The organism is Rhizobium album (genome assembly GCF_003122325.1).
Classification (GTDB): domain Bacteria; phylum Pseudomonadota; class Alphaproteobacteria; order Rhizobiales; family Rhizobiaceae; genus Metarhizobium; species Metarhizobium album.
In genome coordinates this window covers 114,623-138,400 of the sequence record NZ_QFBC01000003.1, presented here as the reverse complement: position 1 = coordinate 138,400, position 23,778 = coordinate 114,623, and the positions used below count along the sequence as shown (strand labels likewise).

General features: G+C 62.6%; 25 protein-coding genes and 1 pseudogene. 11 read left to right on the top strand and 15 right to left on the bottom strand.

Annotated features, from left to right (window positions below; translation table 11 throughout):
• Window position 1 precedes the first annotated feature (1 nt).
• Complete coding sequence (locus tag DEM27_RS08870) at window positions 2-691, bottom strand: DUF599 domain-containing protein (RefSeq protein WP_109457864.1); 690 nt, start codon at window positions 689-691, stop codon at window positions 2-4.
• Window positions 692-915: 224 nt separating this feature from the next.
• On the opposite strand from DEM27_RS08870, the gene DEM27_RS08865 reads away from it, so the two are divergent.
• The gene (locus DEM27_RS08865; protein ID WP_109457863.1) at window positions 916-2,316 is read left to right on the top strand and encodes an L-serine ammonia-lyase; all 1,401 of its coding nucleotides are present in this window, start codon (window positions 916-918) and stop codon (window positions 2,314-2,316) included.
• A gap of 58 nt (window positions 2,317-2,374) precedes the next feature.
• Window positions 2,375-2,809 (top strand): DUF1489 family protein, encoded by a 435-nt coding sequence (locus tag DEM27_RS08860; protein WP_109457862.1) that lies wholly within the window; start codon window positions 2,375-2,377, stop codon window positions 2,807-2,809.
• Between the two features lie 40 nt (window positions 2,810-2,849).
• Here the strand turns inward: DEM27_RS08860 and DEM27_RS08855 are convergent, their stop codons facing one another.
• The 7 genes from DEM27_RS08855 to DEM27_RS08825 all read right to left on the bottom strand — a co-directional run bounded on the left by DEM27_RS08855 (window position 2,850) and on the right by DEM27_RS08825 (window position 8,793).
• Complete coding sequence (locus DEM27_RS08855; RefSeq protein WP_109457861.1) at window positions 2,850-3,266, bottom strand: hypothetical protein; 417 nt, start codon at window positions 3,264-3,266, stop codon at window positions 2,850-2,852.
• Window positions 3,267-3,377: 111 nt separating this feature from the next.
• Window positions 3,378-3,647 (bottom strand): hypothetical protein, encoded by a 270-nt coding sequence (locus DEM27_RS08850; RefSeq protein WP_109457860.1) that lies wholly within the window; start codon window positions 3,645-3,647, stop codon window positions 3,378-3,380.
• Window positions 3,648-3,733: 86 nt separating this feature from the next.
• Complete coding sequence (locus tag DEM27_RS08845) at window positions 3,734-5,152, bottom strand: D-alanyl-D-alanine carboxypeptidase (protein WP_109458193.1); 1,419 nt, start codon at window positions 5,150-5,152, stop codon at window positions 3,734-3,736.
• A 210-nt stretch (window positions 5,153-5,362) separates the two neighbouring features.
• Complete coding sequence (locus DEM27_RS08840; protein ID WP_109457859.1) at window positions 5,363-6,106, bottom strand: hypothetical protein; 744 nt, start codon at window positions 6,104-6,106, stop codon at window positions 5,363-5,365.
• 224 nt (window positions 6,107-6,330) lie between these two features.
• Entirely contained in the window at window positions 6,331-6,939 is a 609-nt protein-coding gene (locus DEM27_RS08835) for a transglutaminase-like cysteine peptidase (RefSeq protein ID WP_109457858.1), read from the bottom strand.
• 513 nt (window positions 6,940-7,452) lie between these two features.
• Window positions 7,453-8,067, bottom strand: a complete 615-nt coding sequence (locus tag DEM27_RS08830) for a PilZ domain-containing protein (RefSeq protein ID WP_109457857.1) — start codon at window positions 8,065-8,067, stop codon at window positions 7,453-7,455.
• Between the two features lie 102 nt (window positions 8,068-8,169).
• A complete protein-coding gene (locus tag DEM27_RS08825) occupies window positions 8,170-8,793 on the bottom strand; it encodes a PAS domain-containing protein (RefSeq protein ID WP_109457856.1) in 624 nt (207 codons plus the stop codon).
• Between the two features lie 255 nt (window positions 8,794-9,048).
• Here DEM27_RS08825 and DEM27_RS08820 point away from each other — a divergent pair, with 255 nt between their 5' ends.
• Window positions 9,049-9,771, top strand: a complete 723-nt coding sequence (locus DEM27_RS08820; RefSeq protein WP_109457855.1) for a rhomboid family intramembrane serine protease — start codon at window positions 9,049-9,051, stop codon at window positions 9,769-9,771.
• A gap of 133 nt (window positions 9,772-9,904) precedes the next feature.
• Window positions 9,905-10,339, top strand: a complete 435-nt coding sequence (locus DEM27_RS08815; RefSeq protein WP_109457854.1) for a CBS domain-containing protein — start codon at window positions 9,905-9,907, stop codon at window positions 10,337-10,339.
• Window positions 10,340-10,384: 45 nt separating this feature from the next.
• Here DEM27_RS08815 and DEM27_RS08810 read toward each other — a convergent pair whose 3' ends face one another.
• The 3 genes from DEM27_RS08810 to folE form a co-directional block, all read right to left on the bottom strand.
• Window positions 10,385-11,338 carry a patatin-like phospholipase family protein gene (locus tag DEM27_RS08810; protein WP_109457853.1) on the bottom strand — a complete coding sequence of 318 codons (954 nt, stop codon included), beginning with the start codon at window positions 11,336-11,338 and terminating at the stop codon, window positions 10,385-10,387.
• Between the two features lie 210 nt (window positions 11,339-11,548).
• Complete coding sequence (gene hisI / locus DEM27_RS08805) at window positions 11,549-12,010, bottom strand: phosphoribosyl-AMP cyclohydrolase (protein WP_109457852.1); 462 nt, start codon at window positions 12,008-12,010, stop codon at window positions 11,549-11,551.
• Window positions 12,011-12,039: 29 nt separating this feature from the next.
• The gene (folE, locus tag DEM27_RS08800; protein ID WP_109457851.1) at window positions 12,040-12,654 is read right to left on the bottom strand and encodes a GTP cyclohydrolase I FolE; all 615 of its coding nucleotides are present in this window, start codon (window positions 12,652-12,654) and stop codon (window positions 12,040-12,042) included.
• A 319-nt stretch (window positions 12,655-12,973) separates the two neighbouring features.
• Here folE and DEM27_RS08795 point away from each other — a divergent pair, with 319 nt between their 5' ends.
• The 4 genes and pseudogenes from DEM27_RS08795 (at window position 12,974) to DEM27_RS08780 (ending at window position 17,015) form a co-directional block, all read left to right on the top strand.
• On the top strand, window positions 12,974-13,420 hold the full coding sequence (locus DEM27_RS08795; RefSeq protein WP_109457850.1) for an iron-sulfur cluster assembly scaffold protein: 447 nt from the start codon (window positions 12,974-12,976) through the stop codon (window positions 13,418-13,420).
• Window positions 13,421-13,430: 10 nt separating this feature from the next.
• Window positions 13,431-13,844: a membrane protein insertion efficiency factor YidD gene (gene yidD, locus DEM27_RS08790; RefSeq protein ID WP_109457849.1), complete on the top strand. Its 414-nt coding sequence runs from the start codon at window positions 13,431-13,433 to the stop codon at window positions 13,842-13,844.
• Between the two features lie 234 nt (window positions 13,845-14,078).
• Complete coding sequence (thrS, locus tag DEM27_RS08785; protein WP_109457848.1) at window positions 14,079-16,079, top strand: threonine--tRNA ligase; 2,001 nt, start codon at window positions 14,079-14,081, stop codon at window positions 16,077-16,079.
• A gap of 205 nt (window positions 16,080-16,284) precedes the next feature.
• Window positions 16,285-17,015: pseudogene (locus DEM27_RS08780) on the top strand (lysophospholipid acyltransferase family protein).
• Window positions 17,016-17,025: 10 nt separating this feature from the next.
• Here the strand turns inward: DEM27_RS08780 and DEM27_RS08775 are convergent.
• The gene (locus DEM27_RS08775; RefSeq protein ID WP_245445745.1) at window positions 17,026-18,000 is read right to left on the bottom strand and encodes a hypothetical protein; all 975 of its coding nucleotides are present in this window, start codon (window positions 17,998-18,000) and stop codon (window positions 17,026-17,028) included.
• 106 nt (window positions 18,001-18,106) lie between these two features.
• On the opposite strand from DEM27_RS08775, the gene DEM27_RS08770 reads away from it, so the two are divergent.
• Both DEM27_RS08770 and DEM27_RS08765 read left to right on the top strand, forming a co-directional pair.
• Window positions 18,107-18,694: a nitroreductase family protein gene (locus tag DEM27_RS08770; protein ID WP_109457847.1), complete on the top strand. Its 588-nt coding sequence runs from the start codon at window positions 18,107-18,109 to the stop codon at window positions 18,692-18,694.
• Complete coding sequence (locus tag DEM27_RS08765; protein WP_109457846.1) at window positions 18,694-19,299, top strand: flavin reductase family protein; 606 nt, start codon at window positions 18,694-18,696, stop codon at window positions 19,297-19,299. The genes DEM27_RS08770 and DEM27_RS08765 overlap by 1 nt, the downstream gene beginning before the upstream one ends.
• Here DEM27_RS08765 and DEM27_RS08760 read toward each other — a convergent pair whose 3' ends face one another.
• The gene (locus DEM27_RS08760) at window positions 19,300-20,181 is read right to left on the bottom strand and encodes an HpcH/HpaI aldolase/citrate lyase family protein (protein ID WP_109457845.1); all 882 of its coding nucleotides are present in this window, start codon (window positions 20,179-20,181) and stop codon (window positions 19,300-19,302) included.
• Between the two features lie 219 nt (window positions 20,182-20,400).
• Between DEM27_RS08760 and DEM27_RS08755 the strand changes: the two genes are divergently transcribed.
• The gene (locus tag DEM27_RS08755) at window positions 20,401-21,528 is read left to right on the top strand and encodes a DUF2336 domain-containing protein (RefSeq protein ID WP_245445743.1); all 1,128 of its coding nucleotides are present in this window, start codon (window positions 20,401-20,403) and stop codon (window positions 21,526-21,528) included.
• A 29-nt stretch (window positions 21,529-21,557) separates the two neighbouring features.
• On the opposite strand, the gene DEM27_RS08750 is transcribed toward DEM27_RS08755, so the two are convergent.
• Both DEM27_RS08750 and DEM27_RS08745 read right to left on the bottom strand, forming a co-directional pair.
• A complete protein-coding gene (locus DEM27_RS08750) occupies window positions 21,558-22,325 on the bottom strand; it encodes a carbonic anhydrase (RefSeq protein WP_205908885.1) in 768 nt (255 codons plus the stop codon).
• A gap of 101 nt (window positions 22,326-22,426) precedes the next feature.
• On the bottom strand, window positions 22,427-23,644 hold the full coding sequence (locus tag DEM27_RS08745) for an AI-2E family transporter (protein ID WP_109457843.1): 1,218 nt from the start codon (window positions 23,642-23,644) through the stop codon (window positions 22,427-22,429).
• Window positions 23,645-23,778: the final 134 nt, after the last annotated feature.

Genomic DNA, 23,778 nt, shown 5'->3' with positions numbered 1-23,778 from the left:
TTCATGGCAGCCTGTCCATAAGCGCGAGCCGGGCGTCGGAAAAGAACTGCCGGCGCGTGAGGATGACGACGACGAGCAGGGTGACGGCCATGAAGACGTAGGCGTTGACGAACCAGCCGAGATAACCGATCGACAGGAAGATCGCCCTGAGGCCGGCATTGAAATTCTTGGCGGCGATGACGTTCATGCGGATCACCTGTTCGGCGGCGACCTCGGCCGCCAGCCTGTCGGCCTCCGTCTCGCGCACCATCGGCAGGCCGCCGAAAAGAATGGTGCAGTAGTTGAACAGCCGGTAGGCCCAGCCGAACTTGAAGAAGGCATACCCGAACAGCGCGGCGAGCCCGCCGACCTTGAGCTCGAAGGCCTCCCGGCTGCCGTGGAAGGCATAGGGCACGTCGCGGAAGATGGCGTCGATCTTGTCGGTGGCGCCGAGCAGGGCGAAGCAGCTGCCGATGGCAAACATCGAGGCCGAGGCGAAAAAGGCGGTGCCGTTCTGCAGGCCGGCCATGATCTGCGTGTCGATCATCTTGAGGTCGCGGCCGAGCGAATTATATATCCAGTGGCGCCGGTGCTCCGTCATCGCCTGCGTCAGGCTGGTGCGATCGAAGAGGCGGGCTCGTCCGACGATCCAGGCATAACCGCTCCACAACACGGCAAAGACGGCGAGGGCGATGTAATCGGCGATCGTCATGGCGGGACCGTAAATGCTTCTATCGCCGGATGATATGCGTCACTTTGCGGCGAACGGCAAGCGGTTTGCTGGACGGCGCGCTTTGTGCTCTGTTGATAAGACCGGGAGCCGATCATGCGCGGCATGTCGCTTCGATGAAAGCCGATGTCGGTAGCCCGCATTGGCGGATGCTTCCGGTGACGTAGCCTTTGAACAGTTTCCTGCCATGCTTCGCGAGGCGTTTTATGTTTCTTTCGGTATTCGATGTCTTCAAGATCGGGGTTGGGCCGTCGAGTTCCCATACGATGGGGCCGATGTCGGCGGCCGTGCGCTTTCTCGACCTGATCAATTCCGACGAATGGCCGCGGCCTTCCGGAGCGTCGGTTGCCTCCCTCAAGGTCAGCCTGCACGGATCGCTGGCCCATACCGGTATCGGCCATGGCACGGGCCGGGCGGTGATCCTCGGGCTGATGGGCGAGCGGCCGGACATGGTCGATCCAGACCGCATGGACGCGATCATCGACGGCGTCGAGCGCAGCGGCCGCGTGACGCCGCCCGGCCATCCCGCCTATCAGTTCCAGCCGAAGACCGACCTTGTCTTCGACAAGAAGAACCCGCTGCCCGGCCATGCCAACGGCATGAGCTTTTCGGCGTTCGACCGTGACGGCCGGCTGCTGCTCAAGCGCGTCTATTATTCGATCGGCGGCGGTTTCGTCGTCACCGATACCGAGCTGGAGGCGATGCGCAAATCGAAGAAGGCGGCAGGCGGCGCCAAGGTGCCTTATCCCTTTGCCTCGGCGCAGCAGATGCTCGACATGGCGGATCGCTCCGGCCTGACCATCGCCCAGATGAAGCGCGCCAACGAGGAAGCGGTGATGGGCCGCGAGGAGCTGGATGCCGGCCTCGACCGCATCTGGGATGCGATGCGCAGCTGCATCGACCGCGGCCTCAAGGTCGACGGCATCATGCCGGGCGGGCTCAACGTCCGCCGCCGGGCGCGCGCCATCCATGACAAGCTGCAGGAAGAATGGCGCAGCAACCGCATCAACCCGCTGCTCGCCAACGACTGGCTCTCCGTCTATGCCATGGCGGTCAATGAGGAGAATGCCGCCGGCGGTCGCGTCGTGACGGCGCCGACCAACGGCGCTGCCGGCGTCGTGCCGGCGACGATCCGCTATTATCAGCATTTCCATGAAGACTGGGACCAGCACGGCATTCGCGACTACCTGCTGACGGCGGCGGCTGTCGGTGGCATCATCAAGCACAATGCCTCGATCTCCGGCGCCGAAGTCGGCTGTCAGGGCGAGGTGGGGTCTGCTGCGGCGATGGCGGCGGCCGGACTTGCGGCCGTCATGGGCGGCTCGCCGGAGCAGGTGGAGAATGCGGCGGAAATCGCCCTCGAACATCACCTCGGCATGACCTGCGATCCGGTCGCCGGACTTGTGCAGGTGCCGTGCATCGAGCGTAACGCGCTCGGCGCGGTCAAGGCGGTGACGGCGGCCTCGCTGGCGCTGAAGGGCGACGGCAAACATTTCGTGCCGCTCGACGCCTGCATCGAGACGATGCGCCAGACCGGCAACGACATGAGCGAGAAATACAAGGAAACCTCGACGGGCGGCCTGGCCGTCAATGTGGTCGAATGTTGATTGTGGAAGGAGGCGCTTGCCGCTTGACGAACAGCGGTAAAGCGCATTCAACCATCCGATGGCTTTGCATATCCTGAAATTGTGCGTCGGCGCCGATTCCATCGACGACCTCCGCGAATGGGTGGCGGAACGGTCGATGATGGCGATCGCCGCCGGCCTGGAGCCGCATTCCGTCCATACGACCCGCATGGTGCCGAAGCGCATCGAGGAGATCGTCGACGGCGGCTCTCTCTACTGGGTGATCAAGGGGCAGGTGCAGGCGCGGCAGAAAATCATCGACATCAGGCCCTTCACCGGCAACGACGGCATCACGCGTTGCAACCTCATCCTCGGGCCGGAGGTGGTCGAGACGGCGCTGCAGCCGCGCCGGGCGTTCCAGGGCTGGCGTTATCTCAAGCCGGAAGAAGCGCCGGCCGATCTCGCCGCGCTCGGCGGCGGCAACGACCTGCCGCCGGAACTGAAGCGGGAACTGGCCGAACTCGGGCTGCTCTAATTTTTATGCTGCTGCCGGCGAAGCGCTCGGCGGCTTATTCTCAATCGGTGATCTTGCGCGCGAGCCAGGAATATGAAGCGCTGGCGTAGTGGCTGGGCTTGCCGATTGCCGTCCTGATGCCGTCCAGTGTCGGCAGGGCGTCGCTGATCAGCGTCACGGCCCGGGCGGCGATGCCCGGCTGCGTCTCCGGCTCTGCGGTGACTTGTGGCACGGTTTCGGGCAGGGATTGCGGCTTTTCGACGCTCGCGGTCTGCTGCGGATCGGTCTCGGCCGGCTTCTGGCAGACGGCAACGACAGAGGGGTAACCGGCATCGGTGAAACGGGCAAGCTGGCCTGCCGACGCCGCGTCGCAGAGCGCCACCGTGGTATAGCGCGGCGAAGCGGTGGCGATGTAGTTGCACTGGGTGACGGCGTCGTCGCAGCCGAGAATTGTCATCAAGATCAGCGCGGTCTGCATGTGTTACCTCCGGCGGTTCGACCGGTCGCATCGTCGGCGACCGATGTCCTTTGACGACAGGATTGCCGCCGAATGATGACGGCCGAAAGGCATTCCGGTGGCGAGGCCGTCTCAGCGAAGACGCAGGTAGATCGGTCTCTGGCCGGACTGCGAGGTGACGTGAAGGTGGATGCGCATCGGCGGCTGAGACGAGCGCCAGGCGCGTGCGCCGTGGGTCAGCAGGGCACCGACGATATCACGGGTGCGGCTGCGGCCTCGCCCCAGACTGAGATCGGCAATCCGCATCGCCGCTTCGTGCAGCGGATGCAGCGAAGGGCCGTTCGCCTTGTTCTTTCTGCCGGCCGGGCCTGTCATGCCGGAACCGGATTCATTGATGCTCATTGTCAGGTCCTCGTACTCACTACACTTCGAGGGCTGGCTCTGGAACGGCCGGCAGGGCCGGCCGCGGTGCGCAGGGCAGGCAAGCCTTACTGAAGGCTGGCCCAGCAGTTCATGCCCTTTTTCTTCAACTGGTTGCAGGCATTGATGGCAAGCTTCTGGTTGTCGAAACCGCCGAAGCGTGCGCGGTAGACCTGGGCTCCGCCGTTGTTGATGGCGATCGCGAAGGGGGTGGCGGAACGCAATACCTTGCCGCCTTTCACCTGCGCGCTCTGCAGCAGATCCATTGCCATCTGTTTGGTCGGGGAAACGCCGATCTGGATGACCCAGCCGGGCTTGCCGCCGGTGGAAGCGGTGGTGACGTCGTCGACGATCGTCGTCGCGCTCGCCGTCTCGGTCTCCGGCATGTATTCCGGGGCCGGCCGCGGGATGGCGACGGCGCCGAGCTTTTCAGCCTGGGCGTCGAGCGTGCCTTCCGCTGCGGCAATCGCCGCGGACTTCTTGGTCGGGGCCGCAAAAGCTGTTTCAACGGCGCTTTCTTCGTACCGTGCGCCCGGCAGCGGACCATTGACCGGCAGGTCGCCGCTTGCGGTGGTCGTCGTGGCTGCCGTGACCGGCTTCATGGCGACGACGGGCCGGATTTCGGATTCGGCGACTTCCGCGACACCCGGTTCCTCGATCATCGTGCCCTTGCCGCGGCGGGACGCCTTCGGCAGGTAGGCGCCGATCAGCTTGCGCATCTGTGCATCGCGGGCGCCGCCCGACGTGCCGCCGAGGACGACGCCGACGACCGAGCGGCCGTCAGCCTGGGCCGAGGTCACGAGGTTGAAGCCGGCAGCGCGGGTAAAGCCGGTCTTGATGCCGTCAACACCACGCACGGCGCCGAGAAGGCGGTTGTGGTTGCCGATGACCTGCTTGCCGTACTTGAAGCTGCGAGTGGAGAAGTAACCGTAATATTGCGGGAAATGCTGACGCAGCGCGATGCCCAGGCGAGCCTGGTCGCGGGCGGTGGTCATCTGTGCCGTATTGGGAAGGCCGTTGGCGTTGCGGTAGGTGGTCCGGGTCATGCCGAGCTGGCGCGCCTTGTTGGTCATCATCTGCGCGAAACGGGATTCGGAACCGCCGATGAATTCGCCGAGAGCGGTCGAAGCGTCGTTGGCCGAGCGGGTCACCAGCGCCAGGATGCCCTGTTCGACGGTAAAGGAACCGCCGACCTTCAGGCCAAGCTTGGACGGCGGCTCTTTCGCCGCATTTTCCGACACCGGAACCTTGGTGTCGAGGCGGATCTTGCCGGCTTCCAGGGCTTCGAAGACGAGATAAAGCGTCATCATCTTCGTCAGCGATGCGGGATAGCGCAGGCTGTCGGCGTTTTCGCTGTAGAGAATATTTCCGGTTTTCGCGTCGACGACGATGCCCGCATATTTTGGCCCGTCGGCTGCCTCCGAAGCCACAGGAGCTGAAAACGTCAAGACGGCAGCAGCTGTCAGACTAAGGCATATCTTGATCAGGGATCTTCCGGAATTCTTGAATTTTGCGGTCAATGCTGATTGAGACACTAGCTTACTCTTCACTTGCGGTTCTGATGATCGGTTCCGGACGCCGCCTCCACAAACGACCGTTGAACGGAAGATTACCCGTGGAGGCGTTACCAATCTGTTTACGATGAATATGAAGTTTCATATTTCGAGCGGATTTTATCGATCTGTGGCTTGAAGGCTTCAGGCGGGGTTCGCCAGGTGACTGACGACAAACGACTGAATTTCGGCATCAATGTGTTGCCAGTCCGGCAGATGGCGGCTTGAGAAGCGATACATCACAGAAAGATCGTTTCCGATGTGGATATCGCGCTGGCAATCGCCGCTCGTCGCCTCCTCCGGCGTGGCCGGCAGGATGCAGCGCACCACGTAATCGGCAGCGCCGGACCGTGGCGCGGTGAAGAAGACTTCGTCGCCATAGCCCGCCTCCGGTTTCATCCGGTGCATGGTGAGCCCATCGGCCGCCGGACGGGACTGGTTATCGAACAGGTAGCTGTAGATCGGCTCCAGCCGGCCTGACATGTCGCGGGACATGGTGCTCTGCGAAATCTGCAGAAAGATCAGCGAATCCGACAGCTTGACGTCGTTGAACAGGTTACGGCGATCTGCTTCGTAGCCGGTGAGGTCGGGCCAGGTCAGGTAGAGATCGACGCGTTCGGCCGGGCCGTTCTGGCGCTGCCGGGCGAAGCGGATGACATTGGCCGGTAGCGTCAGCCTGTCCTCGCCGATGGTGAGGCTGATGGTTTCCTTGCTGTCCGTATGGCCGGCAAGCGCGATCCGCTCGCCGAAGAAGCGGCCGGAAACGCTGATGCCGGCGGTCAACAGCGCAAGGGCGGCGATCGTGCCGGTCAGCTTGTAGAGAAATGCATTGGAGATCAGCGGCAGTTCGCCCGAGCCCTGCGGGGCGGAATGATGATGGGCGGCCATGGGGACTCTCCGGTCGGTTCCTGCCCGACAGACTCGTCAATCATGGTTAACAAAGCGTAAATTTCGATTGGTTCTTTATGCATCCCATGAGGGGGAGCCGATCCCGGGGACAGCGGGATCGGCTCGGGCGCCGGTCTTAGACGGGGATGCGGGGACAGACCGGGGCACAGGAGGGGAAATCCGCAGGCGAGGCCGAACCGCAGCCTGCGGGTTTCCGAGCTTTATCAGTTGCTGACGCTGCCGACGGCGACGGCGCGGCCATCCTGAAGCTTGACCCAGCGGCCCGGATCGGCGGCGGACTGGCGCTTGAGGTATGTATATTCGGTATCCGACCACAACAGGACCTTGTTGCGCATGTTGTCGAGCACGAAATCGCCGTGGTCGGTGCGCACGGTCAACACCGCGTGACCCTCGCCATTCGGCTGCAACACGACGGTGATCAGCAGCTGGGAGGCCGAAAACCCTTCCTTCATCAGAAGCTTGCGTTTCAGCAGGACGAAATCCTCGCAATCGCCGACCGTCCGCGGATAGGCCCAGCGTTCTTCCACGCCGTAGATTTCCTGGTCGGTCATCGGCTGGATCGACGAGTTGACGTCGTAATTGACGCGCAGGATCGTTTTCCAGGCTTTTTCGGTCAAGATGGATGGGCCGGCGTCGCCGCCGTTCGGGCGGCATTCATCCCGATAGGTCTGGCAGAATTCATAATGTCCGATCGGCGGATTGGCCTTGCCTGCGATCGTCATGGCCGCAGGCGATGCGTTGACTGAAGCGGTGGCGCCCAAAGTGATGACGGCGGCCAGAATGCTGTTCTTGATCGTTTTTGTTGTTGCCATTTCTTGTCTCCCCGTGATGAAGAGACAATGCCGCAAAGCTTTTTATCGGTCGCAAAATTAGACAATAAAAATAATGGCTTAATAGAATTAAATGCAATTAGAATACGCATCGAACACGTATAAAATCCGGCTCAAACACGCATCTTGTTTGAACCTTTTTTTCTTAAAATTAATCGAAAACACGTCGCGTATTCGAGCATTCGGCCGGTAAGCCCTTGTTTTCCTGCGAAACAGGCAGAAGACGGGTAGAGTGGCCAGGTGGAAAACGGGGCCGTCGCGGCCTCGAAGACGGCGCGTTGCGTCAAGGTTCGCGCCATATCGTTTTGATACAACCCTGTTTCAGGTCGGGATTGGCGCTGGAAAACGTTGTTATTTTGTGCCGAAAAGCGGCTTTTTACCGATGTTCATGGCGAATGAACCGTTAAAATGTGCCGGGAAACGCGGGTAGGACACGCGAAATCACCCGCGGCCCATGCCGCAGGCGATCGTAAACCGGCGTTGGGCGCCCTTGATTTAAAGGAATTCGGTCAGGGTTTCGCGGGACTGCACCGAATTGAACTCGATTGCCACGCCTTCCATGAAGTGGCGAACGATACGCCCCTGCATGTTGCCGAGGCGGACGGCCGTGCCGATCGGCGGGCGGACTTCGGAATCGACGGCGGCGCCGGAGAGCGAAAGGTCCATGAGGCGACAGGGCAGGAGGGTGCCATCCGGCATGGTGATCTGCGTGACGGTGTTGCGCGGCGTCAGGCGGTCGTGGCGACGATCTTCCGGCAGGCCGAGTTCATGCTTGTTGGCGATCCAGGTCAACTGGGCCGCAAGCTTTTCGCGTTTGCGGTCGGTGGCGTTGATCGTCATGGTAAAGCCGCGGTCGCCGACTTTCAGCACCTTGCCTTCGATACGGCCGAGGTGATCGATATAGGCGACGATGCGTTCGCCCGTCAGGGGGCGACCGGTGCAGTTCAGGCTGACGTCGCCGGGCGACATGTCCACGGCGATGCAATCGAACTCATCATAGTTGGCGAGCATCAGTCGGCCCTGCAGATTGACGGACACGCGCTGAAACGAGCGCTGTTCGCTGCCCTGCTTTGCCCGTACTGCTGCTCCTGCCGGCTGAAATGAATACATGGTTTCGCTATAATTGCTGATACAATGGTTAAATTCTTACAGCGCAGCCGTTAATATAAGGTTGTGCGAAAGCGGAAGATTTGAGTTCCCGGCCGCCGGCGGTCAGAAGACCTTTGCCCGTTTCAGCAAAGCGGCGATGGTCGAGCGCTGGCGGCTGGCCCTGTCACCGTCGTCAGCCGCCAGGTGCGGTTCGCCGGACGCGATCTGTCCCGGTACGCCGCTGCGTGCGGGCAGGCCGATGATCCGGCTCCGTTCGAAACGGATGCTACACAGCGGTTTGTCGCAGACCTCGTTGGCCGGCATGTCCGGCGAAAGCGATCCCAGCAGGCGATCATAGGTGCGGCCGGACGAGCGGACCGGCAGCAGCAGCATTTCCATGCGCAGGGTTCGGCCATCGCGGACGAAGCCGGTCAGGTTAAGAAGCGTGGGCACGCTGTAGCGCATGACGCCGGATGCGATCGAGACAGGTTCGTCCCGATTTCCCGGCGGCCAGAGCGCCGAGAACGGCAAGCCGCGCAGCTCGCGATCGAAGAGGCTGCAGACACGCGTTCCGGCCAGCCGGAAGACCGGATTCTCTTCGGCGGCCTCCAGGATGAAGATATCCGGCAGAACGTGGCGGATCTCGCCCGGTTCGATGGCGCTGCGCAGCGGCCCGGCCTCGGCACCGCGGATGGTGTTCCAATAGGTGAATAGTTCCGTGCTCGTCCTGGTATGCATATCCGCCATCTGTCTCAGTTCGGTGCAGGTTTCAGCCGGTTTGCGGCCTGTACGCTCCACGGAGCGAATAGCGTGCCATCGCAAGGGCGGCAGGGTTAGCCGATTGTTAATCCCAGAGATCGGCCGGAACGGACGGCATCTTAAAGTGCTACGGCGTCCTCAGCGTGTCTTGGAAGACGCGCAACGCCATAAGGGGGCACCGCTTTCGTTTTCGCCGCGTCTCCTGTAACAGAGGGCGGTGCAGTCATCCGAAGAGGGAATTTCATGAGCGATGCGTCCGATCTGCCTGAGCGTGGAAGCAACGGGCAGGGATCGAATCCGCCGGCCCTCAACCTTCCTGCGGCGGTCACGGCGTCCATCGTGATCATCCTTGTCGTCTATGTGCTCGGCGCCTACGTGCTCTCGGCCGATGCGCGCGACGCGATGTTCTTTTATGGCGGCTTCATCCCGGCGCGTTACACCTACCCGCTGGCGGAGCAGGGGCTCGAATGGCTCTGGACGCCGGTCACCTATTCCTTTCTGCATGGCGGTGTCGAACATCTGGGCTTCAACGCGCTCTGGCTCGCCGCCTTCGGGGCACCCGTCGTGCGCCGGATCGGCACAGCCCGTTTCATCGTGTTCTGGGCGGTTTCTTCGGTCGCCTCCGCGGCGCTTTACCTCGGCCTGCACTGGAACGAGGCCTCGCTGCTGATCGGCGCCTCCGGCGTCATCTCGGCGCTGATGGGTGCGGCGTGCCGATTCGCCTTCCCGCCGGATCAGCGGCGGAGCGCCCGCCAGGTGCATCTTTATCCGCGGCTGTCGATCGCCGATTCCTTGCGCAGCCGTACCGTGGCGATGTTCATGCTGGTGTGGTTCATCGGCAACGTCATTTTCGCGCTGGGCATCCCTTTGCTGGGCGATATCGGCAATGTCGCCTGGGAGGCGCATATCGGCGGCTTCCTGTTCGGCTTCCTCTTGTTTGCGCTGTTCGACCCGAAGCCGCGCTGACACCGTTCAAGCATATTGCAATCTTTGCGGATGAAGGGCACCATTCGACCTGTGGGGGGAACTGTGGCCGGAGGATTTGCATGGGTCGACGGATCCCGAAGCATGAAAGCTGCGTTTGAACAGGAGGAATACCATGTCTGTCTCTGTCAAAACCATCCTCGAAGAAAAAGGTCGTGATGTCGTGACGCTTGCTCCGAGCGCCACGCTTGCCGAAGCCGCCGGCACGCTGAACGAAAAAAGAATCGGTGCCGTGGTGATTGTCGGCATGGAGGGCCGCATCGCCGGCATCTTCACAGAACGCGACCTGGTGCATGCCATCGCCCGGTCGGGGGCAAGCGCCCTCGAACAGCCGGTCTCCTCCGTCATGACCTCCAATGTGCATCGCTGCCACGAAAGCACGATGATCGGCGAATTGATGGAAGTGATGACCGCCCGGCGCTTCCGGCACGTGCCGGTGGAAACCGACGGCAAGCTCGCCGGCATCATTTCGATCGGTGACGTGGTGAAATCGCGCATCCGCCAGGTCGAACAGGAGGCGGAAGAAATCAAGGCCTATATCGCCGGGTGATTGTTGTTCATCGGGCGGTGCGGCAGGGGCCGGGCCGCTCGATGGTCAGCGCGCAAACGTTTCCTGCAGGCGCTTGAGTTCGGGGAGCCGCAGCTTCGCTTCCTCGTAGCCGCGCTCGATCGCTTCCCCGGCGCGATGGAATTCCGAAAGTCCGATATCGCTGAGGCGCGGGTGCAATGCCAGGTCCGGCGGGTCGCCGGCAAGCCTGGCGCGCGAGATACGGTCCTGGATGATGTTGAACGCCTGCACCATGACCGCCGTCAGGCCGATACGGTCTTCCTTGGTGGCGGTGCGCTGGCTTTCGGGATTGGCCTGGACGCTGGCGCTGTGCTTGACGACCGCGGAACGGCCGTAGACGTCGTAATGCAGGTTGACGGCGACGACGAGCGGCTGCTCGTAGGCGCGGCAGACCGAGACAGGCACCGGATTGACCAGGGCGCCGTCGATCAGCGTGCGGTTGTTGCAGCGGACCGGCTCGAAAATGCCGGGCAGGGCGTAGGACGCGCGCAACGCCGTGATCAGTGAGCCGCTGGTGATCCAGACTTCATGGCCGGTGTTGACTTCCGTGGCGACGGAGATGAACGGGCGGTCGAGATCCTCGATCGACAGTCCCTGCAGGTGCTCCTGCATGCGCTTGGTCAGCCGCATGCCGCCGAAGAGGCCGCCGCCGCCGATGGTGAAATCGAGCAGGCCGGCGATGCGGCGCATGGTGAGCGAGCGGGCGAAGGCTTCGAGTTCGTCGAGCTTGCCGGCGAGATAACAGCCGCCGACGAGGGCGCCGATGGATGTGCCGGCGATCATGCCGACTTCGATGCCGGCCTCGTCGAGTGCCCGCAGGACGCCGATATGCGCCCAGCCGCGGGCGGCGCCGCCGCCCAGCGCCAGCGCGATCTTGCTTCTCTTGGGCTGTGGTGCGGGAAGGTTGATGTCAGGAACGGGCGGAGCACTCGAATCGATGGAATTCGGCGCGGTATGACGGATCAAACTCCAGTTCAGCATCACAGCGGTCCTTTCGGCTGAACATTCCCCTAAAATGCATCGCGATCATTCTGATTCGCGCACGCGCTTTAGTTTCTTACTTTTGCCGCATCTCTTGTCCCAAAACCGGAAACCACTTTCGGGAGACATGCTTTAAGTCATTAAACTGTCATTTGTATTTCAAATTGGTTAGTTTCGATCGACCTGTCCAAAAATAATGCGCCATGCCTGTTATTTGTTCAGCGGATCGGCATAAATTTCCTGCGGATCGAAATGTTTGTGATCGTCGTTTATAGTTAGTGTCGGCTTACCTTCTTCGATTGATGCGCTGCGGTAGAAACAGGAGCGGCGTCCCGTGTGGCATGTCGCGTCGTGGCCTGCCACGGAGACCTTCAGCCAGACGGCATCCTGGTCGCAATCTGTGCGCAGTTCCCTGACGGTTTGCAGATTGCCCGAGGTCTCGCCCTTTTTCCAAATCGATTTGCGCGACCGACTGTAATAATGCGCGATGCCGGTCTCAAGCGTCAGGGAAAGGGCCTCGGCATTCATATGCGCGACCATCAGCAATTCGCCGTCGCGTACGTCGGTGACCACGGCGGTGAGCAAGCCTTTTTCGTCGAACTTCGGCGTAAAATCCGACCCCGCCTCAAGGGTGGTCTTCTCGGTGGGGGGCGCCTGGAAGGTAAGGGTCATGTCTTTGTCTGCGGGAAGAAGGGAGCCGGCTAGCGGCTCCGCACCATGGTCATGAAACGGACCTGCTCGGCGGCATCGGTCTTGAAGGCGCCGGTGAAGGTGGTGGTCAGCGTCGTCGAGCCTTGCTTCTGCACGCCGCGCATCGCCATGCACATGTGCTCGGCCTCGATCATCACGGCGACGCCGCGGGGGGCGAGCGTTTCGTCGATGGCTCGGGCGATCTGCGCCGTCATGCTTTCCTGGGTCTGCAGGCGGCGGCCGTAGATTTCCACGACGCGGGCGATCTTGGACAGGCCGAGAACGCGCCCTTCCGGCAGATAGGCGACATGGGCCTTGCCGATGATCGGCACGACGTGGTGTTCGCAGTGGGAGAAGAACGGGATGTCGCGCACGAGGACCATGTCGTCGTAACCGGCAACCTCCTCGAATGTCCGGCCGAGCACGTCTTCCGGCGACTGCTCGTAACCGGAGAAAAGTTCACGGTAGGCCTTGGCCACCCGCATCGGCGTATCGAGCAAGCCTTCCCGCAGCGGATCGTCACCCGCCCAGCGCAACAGCACGCGGACTGCGTCTTCTGCCTCCTGCTGGGTCGGACGGCCGGATTCCTGGCCGGTACGCGGGAAATTCTTTACAATGGCATCCATATGACTGCTGCCTCCTGATCCTTTTTCAAGGGATCGTGACGTAGAAAGACCGGCCCCGGATTCACGCATTTCAGCGTGAACCAACTTCACCCGGCCCGTGTTCCTGGCCCAGCGTGCCAAACACCGCGAATGATGTGGGGTCCGATCAACTTATGATCAAGGCCGTTGTTTTTTCATGACCTTGGCACGACATAACATATAATATGGTCAAGGGCGACGCAAAGAGCCGGATTACGACACAGTGTGTTTTTTCTTTTGAAACGATTCACTGAGGCGAATGCGGTGGCCCGATAACGGTTGTTGAGAAGAACTTTCGACGATGGACGACATATATAACAGCAGGATTCTCGAATTCGCCGGCAATATCCCGCGGATCGGCATGATGGATGACGCCGATGCCAGTGCGCAGGCGCATTCCAAGCTCTGCGGCTCGAAGGTGAAGGTCTTCCTGAAGATGGACGGCGATACCGTCACCGACTTTTCCCATGACGTCAAAGCCTGCGCGCTCGGCCAGGCATCGTCCTCGATCATGGCCCGCCATGTCGTCGGCGCCACTGCCTCGGAACTGCGGCAGGCACGTGAAGACATGCTGGCCATGCTGAAAGCGGACGGCGAAGGTCCTTCCGGGCGGTTCGAGGACATGCGTGCCTTGCGGCCGGTGAAGGACTACAAGGCGCGCCACGCCTCGACGATGCTGACCTTCGATGCGGTGGTCGATGCCGTCGGGCAGATCGAGGCGAAACGCGCCGAAACGGCCGTGGCCTAGGTCCGGCGGCATGTGTGAATTCTGTTTCATCCGTGATCGCGACGATGAAGCGGGGGCTGAAAAGCCAGCCGCCAAGGAGCGTCGCGACGGATCCGATCCGCCGGCACGGTCGCGGAACTATCGCGGATCGTTTCGCAGGACGCCGGGCCGGCTCATCGGCATGGCGCTGATCCGGCTTTACCAGCTGACGCTTTCCAGCCTGATCGGGAATTCCTGCCGGCATCTGCCGACCTGTTCCGAATACGGCTACGAAGCCATCGCACGGCACGGGCTTTGGAGCGGCGGCTGGCTGACGCTGTTTCGTGTCGGTCGCTGCGGGCCGGGCGGGACCAGTGGTTTCGATCCGGTTCCGGAAGCGATCGAAGCGGGGGCGGGGTTCAAGCCCTGGGTTTACTGGTCCCTGGGTAGGCGTAGCCGGGGTTGAGCGGCCCGACTGCGCTCAGGGCGATTTCATCGCGGTATTCGTGAAGGAAAAATGCAGCGAGACCGTAGCGCTTCCAGGTCGTTGACGAAAGATCGCATTTAAGCGTTCGTTTCGGGTTCGCCCTTCCAATTTCGCGCTTTTCCTTCTATATCGCGCACGTTCATGCGCCGGGCGTTCCGGCCCGAAAATCACCACCCGCATTCGTTGGCGGGACTGGACACAAGGAGACCATTCATGTCCGCAGCTGTTTCCCTGACTTTTCCTGACGGCAATGTCCGTACCTTCGACGCCGGCACCACGGGCCGCGACGTCGCCGAATCCATTTCCAAGTCGCTCGTCAAGAAGGCTGTCGCCATCGCGATCGACGGGACGGTGCGCGACCTGTCCGATGCCGTCACCGACGGCAGGATCGAGATCATCACCCGCAGCGATCCGCGCGCCCTGGAACTGATCCGCCACGATGCCGCCCACGTCATGGCCGAGGCCGTGCAGGAACTGTGGCCCGGCACGCAGGTGACGATCGGCCCGGTCATCGAGAACGGCTTCTATTACGATTTTGCCCGTGACGAACCCTTCACGCCCGACGACCTGCCGGTCATCGAGAAGAAGATGAAGGAGATCATCGCCCGCAACGCACCGTTCACCAAAGAGATCTGGTCGCGCGACAAGGCCAAGGACGTCTTCGCCGCCAAGGGCGAGAAATACAAGGTCGAGCTCGTCGATGCGATCCCGGAAGGCCAGGACCTGAAGATCTACAATCAGGGCGAATGGTTCGACCTGTGTCGCGGCCCGCACATGGCCTCCACCGGCCAGGTCGGCACCGCCTTCAAGCTGATGAAGGTGGCCGGCGCCTATTGGCGTGGCGACAGCAACAACCCGATGCTGACCCGCATCTACGGCACGGCCTGGGCAGAGCAGGCGGAACTCGACAACTACCTGCACGTGCTCGCCGAAGCCGAGAAGCGCGACCACCGCCGTCTCGGCCGGGAAATGGACCTGTTCCATTTCCAGGAAGAAGGTCCGGGCGTGGTGTTCTGGCATGGCAAGGGTTGGCGGATCTTCCAGACTCTGGTGTCCTACATGCGCCGGCGGCTGGCTGCCGACTACCAGGAGGTCAACGCGCCGCAGGTGCTCGACACCGCGCTGTGGGAAACCTCCGGTCACTGGGGCTGGTATCAGGAAAACATGTTCGCGGTGAAATCGGCGCATGCGCTGACGCACCCGGAGGACAAGGAGGCCGACAACCGCGTCTTCGCCCTGAAGCCGATGAATTGCCCCGGCCATATCCAGATCTTCAAGCACGGCCTGAAATCCTATCGCGAACTGCCGATCCGCCTCGCCGAATTCGGCAATGTGCATCGGTATGAGCCTTCGGGCGCATTGCACGGGCTGATGCGCGTGCGCGGCTTCACGCAGGACGACGCGCATATCTTCTGCACCGACGAGCAGATGGCGGCGGAATGCCTGAAGATCAACGACCTGATCCTCTCCGTCTACGAGGATTTCGGCTTCAAGGAAGTGGTGGTGAAGCTTTCCACCCGTCCGGAAAAGCGCGTCGGTTCCGATGCCTTGTGGGATCGCGCCGAAGCGGTCATGACCGATGTTCTCAAGACCATCGAGGAGCAGTCGGGCGGGCGCATCAAGACCGGCATCCTGCCGGGCGAGGGCGCTTTCTACGGGCCGAAGTTCGAATATACGCTGAAGGATGCCATCGGCCGCGAATGGCAGTGCGGCACGACGCAGGTGGACTTCAACCTGCCGGAACGTTTCGGCGCCTTCTATATCGACCAGAACTCGGAGAAGACGCAGCCGGTGATGATCCATCGCGCCATCTGCGGCTCGATGGAACGCTTCCTCGGCATCCTCATCGAGAACTTCGCCGGTCACATGCCGCTCTGGGTAGCGCCGGTGCAGGTCGTCGTCGCGACGATCACGTCGGAAGCCGATGCTTATGGCGCCGAAGTGGCCGAAGTGCTACGTGACGCCGGCTTGATCGTCGAGACCGACTTCCGCAACGAGAAGATCAACTACAAGGTCCGCGAACACTCGGTGACCAAGGTTCCGGTGATCGTCGTCTGCGGCAAGAAGGAAGCGGAAGAGCGCTCGGTCAATATCCGCCGGCTCGGCTCGCAGGCGCAGACGCCGATGGCGCTTGCCGATGCGCTTGCGGCCCTGGTGGACGAAGCAACCCCGCCGGACGTCAAGCGCAAGGCCGCCGCCCGGCGCGCCGTCTGACCATTATTGGTGGCAGCGCCTGTGATCGTACAGGCGCTGTCAGAATTTTGTCATCTGCGTGTTATAGTGCGGGGGAGGTCGTTGCGAGCCGCAGTCCAGTCGGCGAAAGGCGGCGATCCATCATGAAATGCTGGCATCATCCTGGATGGAAGCCGAAGGCGGCTTCCGGATCGGTGCCGAGGGGCGGGGAAACCCGGCGAACCACTTGCAGTTCCAGAAGCTGTCTTATGCCAACGAAAACGATCCGCGGATCAAGCGTTGGTTCATCCGTTCGATCGAAGGGCTTTCGGGGCGCGACCGCTACGTCCGCGTCTATGAGACATGGTCTCGCGACATCGTCGGCAAAAGCGACCGGGTGGCGACGGCATCGCCCTTCTGGCGCTGGCCGAGCAGCTCGGCCGGCCTTTCAAGGTGCTGATCCACAACGACCTGCTGAAAGTCAACGAACTTGCGCCTTATTCCCTGCCGGTATCCTTCGAGGAGACCAAGGAAGCGCTGGCGCTGAACATGAAGACCCGCCACGAGGCCGTGCGGCTGCTGAAGGAAGGCACCACGGTGGTGGTGTTCCCGGCCGGCGGGGTTGCCACGGCGAAGAAGGGGTTTGGCCGCGCCGAGGACCTGCCGTGGAAGATGTTCCCGGCAAAATTGATCCAGTCGGCGCATGCCAGCGTCATCCCGATCTATTTCGAGGGCCAGAACGGCCGGCTCTTCCACCTTGCCAGCAAGATTTCGATGACGCTGCGCATTTCGCTGCTCATCCGCGAGTTCCGCCGGCTCTCGGGCTCGACCATCTCGTCGCGCATCGGCAACCTGATCTCCTGGGAAGAGCTGAACACCACCGACCGCAAGAACCTCACCACGCGGCTTTACGATGCGGTGTTCTCGCTGGCGCCGCCGCCGAAGCGGTTCTTGAAACGGGCAAACCGGGCGGCTTGACGGCAGAAACTTATTCGACGCTTTCAGCCACCTTCGGCTCGGCGAGCAGGACTTCGACGTCGGTGTTGCGGCCGGCTTCCACGGTAAAATCGCGCTGGTAGATCTTGTCCTTGTTGCGGGCGACGGCCGTGTACTGGCCTTCGGCGAGCACCATGGTCGGGAAGGCGCTGACGCTTTCGGCGACGATGTCGCCCGAACTTGCCAGGATCGACCAGGCCGTGTCGGCGATCGCTTCGCCGCCCTCGTCGGCCACCAGTTTCAGGGTGATTTTTGCGGCGCGGTGCTGGATCGTCGCTTCCGTCAGCTTGCCGGCTTCGACCTGGATGTCGGCGCGGATGGCGGCATTGACGTCGCCATATTCGGAAACGACGTGATAGGTGCCGGCATTCAGGCGGATGACGGTGTTGGGGGCGACATCGGCCATCACGAGGCCGCGTTCGCCGTCTTCCCGCACTTCGGCGGAATAGACCGAAAAGCTCAGTTCCTTCGGCGGAATGCGCACGTCAGAGCCGGAGACGGCATTCAGGAGGATGCCGCCGGCATCGAGGACGAGCACCTGCTTGTCGGCCGTGCCGGTATAGGGCACCTGCAGCTTCTTGGTGGCGCCGGCGCGGCCGAAGGCGACGTTGACGAAATAGTCGCCCGGCACCAGCTGGAACGAGGCAGAACCGCCTTCCGACGAGGCGACCAGCGGCAGCTTGCCGTCGACGCCGGGGATCGGGCTGAACACCCGCCATGACAGGCCTTCCTGCATCGCCTCGCCCTCGGGGGTCAGGCGGGCCTCCATCGCCACGTCCTTGAGCGCGCTTTCTGCCGACGGCACCACGCCCGGCGTGGCGGAAAACGCATTGAGCTTCGGCATCTTCGAGGTGCTGTCGAGCTGGCGGAAGCTCTGGAAGGCGTCTTGGGCGAGAAGCGGGCTGCAGGCGGTGAAAAACAGCGTGATTGCAAAGCCGGCGCGTGCGGCAAATGAAAGGGATGACATCTTTTCCGGGGCCGGTTGACTTCTGTTGCAGGTGGCGGCACTTCAAACCAACCGGGCGGCAATTTCAAGGCCGTAACCGCATCCGCAGACATGAAAGCGAACCGATATGCAGAAAGACGCACACCTCCTCGACTATCTCGCCGTCCGCCGCTCGATCCCCGCCTTCCAGATGCGCGACCCCGGACCGTCGAAAGGCGAGTTGGAAGAGATCCTGCGCCTGGCGTCCCGCGTTCCCGATCACGGCAAGCTGGCGCCCTGGCGCTTCATCGTCTATCGCGGCGAGGAGCGGGCAAGGATCGGCGAGGAACTGCTGAAGCTGCGCCTTGCGGCCGAGCCCAACCTGTCCGACGAGCTGATCGAGGTGGAGCGCACCCGCTTCACCCGCGCGCCGACGGTCGTTGCGGTGGTCAGCACGGCTGCGCCGCACTTCAAGATCCCGGAATGGGAGCAGCTGATGTCGGCGGGCGCCCTGTGCCTCAACGTGCTGATGGCTGCCAATGCACATGGTTACGTGTCCAACTGGCTGACGGAATGGTTTGCCTTCGACACCCGCGCCTATCCGCTGCTCGGCGTCAAGCCGGAAGAGAAGGTGGCCGGTTTCATTCATATCGGCTCGTCGGATTTCCCGCCGGTGGAACGGCCGCGTCCGGACCTGGCGGAGATCGTCTCCTGGGTCGGCGGCAGCGACGACTGATGTTTTACACCGCCGACGAGAACCGCCACGGCCTGCGCCACGATCCCTTCAAGGCGATCGTGGCGCCGCGGCCGATCGGCTGGATCGGGACGCGGGGGCTGGACGGGTCGCGCAACCTCTCGCCCTATTCGTTCTTCAATGCTATCGGTGATTCGCCGAAACTGGTGATGTTTTCCTCCGGCGGCCGCAAGCACAGCGCCCGCAACGCCGAAGAAACCGGCGTGTTCACCACCAATTTCGTCAGCCGCCATCTGGTCGAGAAGATGAATGCCAGTTCCGTGGCCGTGCCCTACGGTGTCGATGAATTCGAGATCGCCGGGCTTGCCGCCAGACAGGGCGAACTCGTCGATGCGCCTTATGTCGCCGAAGCCTTGGCGGTGCTGGAATGCCGGGTGACCGAGGTCCGCAATCCGCTGGATCTTTCGGGCAAGCCCACCGACGACGTGCTGGTTTTCGGCCAGGTGGTGGGCATCCACATCGACGAAACGATCATTCGCGACGGACGGCTGGACATGGCGGTGGCGCGGCCCGTCGCCCGCATGGGCTACATGGATTATACCGAAGGCAGCGACGTGTTCGAGATGATCCGGCCGCCGAGGCCCTGATCAGCGATCGTTTCGGCCGGGCGCGTATTGCAGGAAGCGGCGTGCCCGGGCGAGATCTTTTTGCGCCAGGACCGAACCGTCTGCGGCAAAAAGCGGGCCTGAGGGCGGTGCGGAAAAACGGCCGACGATTTTCCGGGCCGTGTCGATTTCTTCCATCGTCGGCGAAAACAGGGCGTTGATGATGGGCAGCTGCGCGGGGTGAAGCGCGAATTTGCCTTCGAAGCCGTCTGCCTTGGCCTCCCGGCAGTCGCGTTGCAGGCGGTCCGGCTGCAGCAATCCCGACGGCGAATCGATGGCGGCGATGCCGGCAGCCGCAGCCGCCATATGCATCGCCGTGCGGCCAAACCGCAGGGCATCGGTCATGCGACCCTCCGCATCGTGAAGCCGTTCGGCGCCGAGATCGGCGGCAAGCCCCGGCATCGACCAGGCGAGCCCCAGCAGGCGCGGCGAATCGAAGGCCCGGCCGGAGGCGGCGGCGATTATTCCCTCCGCCGTATCGCCGAGCATGGCGACGATACCGGTCTCGCCCTCCGGCAGCCCGTGCATCGCTTCCCTCACGGAGATCATCACGTCCAGCCGCTGGATATCGGCCGCGGAGCGTGTCGCGGAGAGAACGATGCCGTCGGGCGCTCCCGCCATCACGGCGTCGAGATCGCGTTCCGCCAAATTGGAGGAGAAGCCGTGGATCTGCACGAAACATGCAGCTTGTCCAGAGGTCCTGGTTTTCCGCGCCTTGAGGAAATCGGCTGTGATCCCCCGGGCTTCGTCCTTACGCTCGGGCAGGCTGGCGGGAAGATCGATGACGACAGCATCGGCGCCGGAGCGCAGGCTGTCGGTCAGCGTCGGCGAATCGAGGCCGGGAACGAGAAGCCACGAGCGCATCAGCGCCGCCGTCCTGCAGGGGTTCGCGCCTGGCGCTGCATCTGGAAGCCTCTCCTGCTTTTTGCCTCGTCCGATCCGTCGGTTGCCCTTGAATAGAAGCTGCCGCCAGCAGTTTCAACGGCTTCCGCCGACGTTAACAAACATGGTGAACCAATCTTAAACTTTTTGCCGCTAGCTTTCACGACATGAGTTCGTCATGCGCCAAGTCCCGAGGTTAACGTGATTGTAGAGGCATTCCTTCGCTGGGCCGAAAAAGCAAAGACCGCCGACCGGGCGCGCGCTGCTGCAGCCCTGGGGCGAGCCTTCCTGATGGCGCGTATCACCCCGCGGGAACGGGCGGCGGCAGCGATGGCGATGACCTACCTGCTCGATGATCCGTCGCCGCGTGTCCGCCTGGCGCTGGCCGAAGTTCTGGCCGATACGCCGAAGGCGCCGCGCGCGGTGGTGATGTCTCTTGCCGAAGACCAGCCGGACATTGCCTCGGCGATCATCCTGCGTTCGCCGGCGCTGACGGATGCCGATCTGGTCGACCTCGTCGGGCGCGGCAGCACGATGACGCGGGCACTCGTGGCATCGCGAGCGAGCCTTTCCCGCGCGGTTTCGGCGGCGATCGCCGAGGTGGGCGAGTGGGCGGAGGTTTTGACGCTGCTCGAAAACTCCGGCGCCGAGATATCGCGGACCACGCTGAAGCGGCTGGCGGAACGCCATGGCGCAGACGGCGACATCCGCAGCCTGCTGCTGCAGCGCGACGAATTGCCGGCGGATGCCAGGCATCTGCTGATGCTGCGGGTGAGCGAGGCGCTGGCCGGTCTCGACCTGGTGCGCGTTGCCGTCGGCAATGAACGCGCCCGGCGGATCACGGCCGAGGCGAGGGATGCCGGCACGGTGTCGCTCGCCGGATCGACCGCCGTGGCGGAACTGCCGGCACTTGTCGAGCACCTGCGGATCGACGGGCGGCTGACGCCGGCGTTCCTGATGCATGCGCTGTGCAGCGGCAAGGTGGACTTTATTGCCGCTGCCCTCGTCAATCTCTCAGGGCTCGACGACCGGCGCGTTCGCTCGATCCTGTCGACGGGCCGGATGCATGCGCTGCGGGCGCTCTACGAGGCGACAGGCCTGCCGCGGGATGTCAGCGCCGTTTTCGTCGAGGCGACGCTGTTGTGGCGCCGGGCCGCGACCTTGCCGATCGGCACGCTGCTGCAATCGGTTTCGACGCAATTGCTCGACAGGTTCCGCAGCGAGAGACTCGATGCGACTGCCGAGGGCGAATTGCTGGATATGGTCGAGAAGCTGAACATCGCCGAGCAGCGTCAGATGGCGCGCGACTGTGCGACGCTGGCCGCCTGAGCGGCTCGCCGCATCCGCCGGTCCATCGCTTAATTTATGTCACGCACCACGAGGCGGCCGTTCATCGGCTGCAACGGCCGGGCATTCATCTGGAACCGTTCCTTGAACTTGGCGATCTGCGCCATGGAGGCGGTGATCGGCGTCGTCATCATGTGCCAGCTCACCCCTTCGCTGCAGGGCGGCGTGGTCAGCGACCCCATAAATTTGAAGTAGGTATCCTGCTTCGGCAGGAATTTCGACAGGTCGGTTTCGATCGTCTCCAGCTTGGCGGTGGTGCCGGATTTTTCCGGGGCATTCCAGAAGATATCCTCGAGTTCGGTATTGACCGGGCCTTCCTCGATCATCACGCCGACCACGGCAAGCCCCCCCTTGGCGTTCTTGTGAACGAGATGCAGTTCCAGCGGATATTCCTTGCCCTCGATATGGTATTCGCTCGGCGTGTGGAAATGGAACTGCACCAGCTGGTATTCTTCACCGTCGGTGACGATGCTGTGGCCCGCGGGAACGTTGACCTGGATCGTGTGGCCGTTGTTGACGATCTCGGTCGGGATGGTTCCGTAACGGAAGCGGATCGCCGGCAGGTCGGCGGTGCTGGTGGACAGGATATCGATCGGCGACTGCACCTGGCCGAGTTCGCAGGCGTGAAAACCTTCGTTGAGGACCGCCCAGTGATCCGGCCCTTGCGGGCCGTCGTAAGTCCAGTGGATATCGTGGGAATCGACCGCCCAGGCGGTCGAGGCGGAAAGCGCGGCGAAAAGCGAAAGGGTCAGCAGGCGGTGCATGGCGATGATCCGCATCAAGAGCTCGGGTTGGAGCCGAGAATAGCGGAGGGGCTATGAATCTTCCGTTATCGCGCCGACGCGCCGCAAGTCGTCATGGGAAAGCGGCCGGACATACGTCAGGCCGCCGATTCCTCTTCCTGCTTGACGAGGGGCGGGGAGGCTGGTTTCGCCGTGACCGTCGCCTGCGCCAGGGGCTGCGTCTGCGGGTCCTCTGCGGAGATTTCCGCCTCGCGCAGCCATTCGCGCCAGATGGCCACCAGAAGCGCCATCAGCACCGGGCCGATGAACAGGCCGAGGAAACCCATCGTCTTGACGCCGCCGATCAGGCCGAAGAATGTCGGCAGGAACGGCAGCTTGATCGGGCCACCGACAAGCCGGGGCCTGAGCGTCTTGTCGACGATGAACAGCTCCACCGAACCCCAGACGAACAGGCCGATACCGGCAATGGGCGCGCCGCTGGCGACGAGGTAGATCGAAATGAGCGTGAATGACAGGGGGGCACCGCCCGGTATCAACGCCATGACGCCGGTCAGGACGCCGAGGGTCACGGGCGAGGGGACGCCGGCGATCCAATAGGCGATGCCGAGCACGATGCCTTCACCGATGGCGATCAGCGTCATGCCGGTGACGGTGGAACTGATGGTGGCCGGCACGACGCGGGAAATGCGCTCCCAGCGGGTCGGCAGGATGCGCTCGCCGAGAAGATCGACCTGCTTTGCGAAGGCTTCGCCGTTGCGATAGACGAAGAACAGCGCAATCATCATGAAAAGCAGGGTCAAAAACAGATGGAAGGCGCCGCCGCCGGCCGCCAGAACCGCCCTGTAGATGTTGCCGATATTGGCGCCGCTCGCCACCTGCATCAGCGCGCCGATGGAGCCGGGGGTGGAGATATGTTTTGTCCACTGCTCGCCGATCCAGGGGCCGACGCCTGGAAGTGCGACCATCCATTCCGGAACGGGAGCACCGTCGCGATTGGCTTCGACGATCCAGGTAAACCACTGCCGCACTTCATCGATGGTGTAGAACACCGCGATGGTGATCGGCACCACGAGGAAGGCGAGGATCAGCGTGATGGCGATCGTCGCGGCGATGGTGCTGTTGCCGCCGACATTGCGCTGCAGCTTCGAATAGATCGGCCAGCTGGCAAAACCGATGACCAGGGCGGCCAGAACCGGCACCAGGAAACCGTGGAAGAAGTAGATACCGGCGAAAAAAACCAGCACCAGAAGCCAGCGGGCGGCCGAGAGCGGCGGGATCAGGGCGGCGCGCAGCGGGGTCGAGGGACCGAGCCATCGCGGTTCGCCGCGGCTTCGTGTGGGATCAGGGACGGTCAAGACAACTTCTTTACAGGTTCGCGTTTGCCACAGACTATGGGTGATCGAAGCCGGCGTTTCAAGCTTCCGTCCGCAAGTGCGGCTGCCGTTTCCTCCACCCCGCGAGGATACTAGCAGCCAATCTCTAAAACATT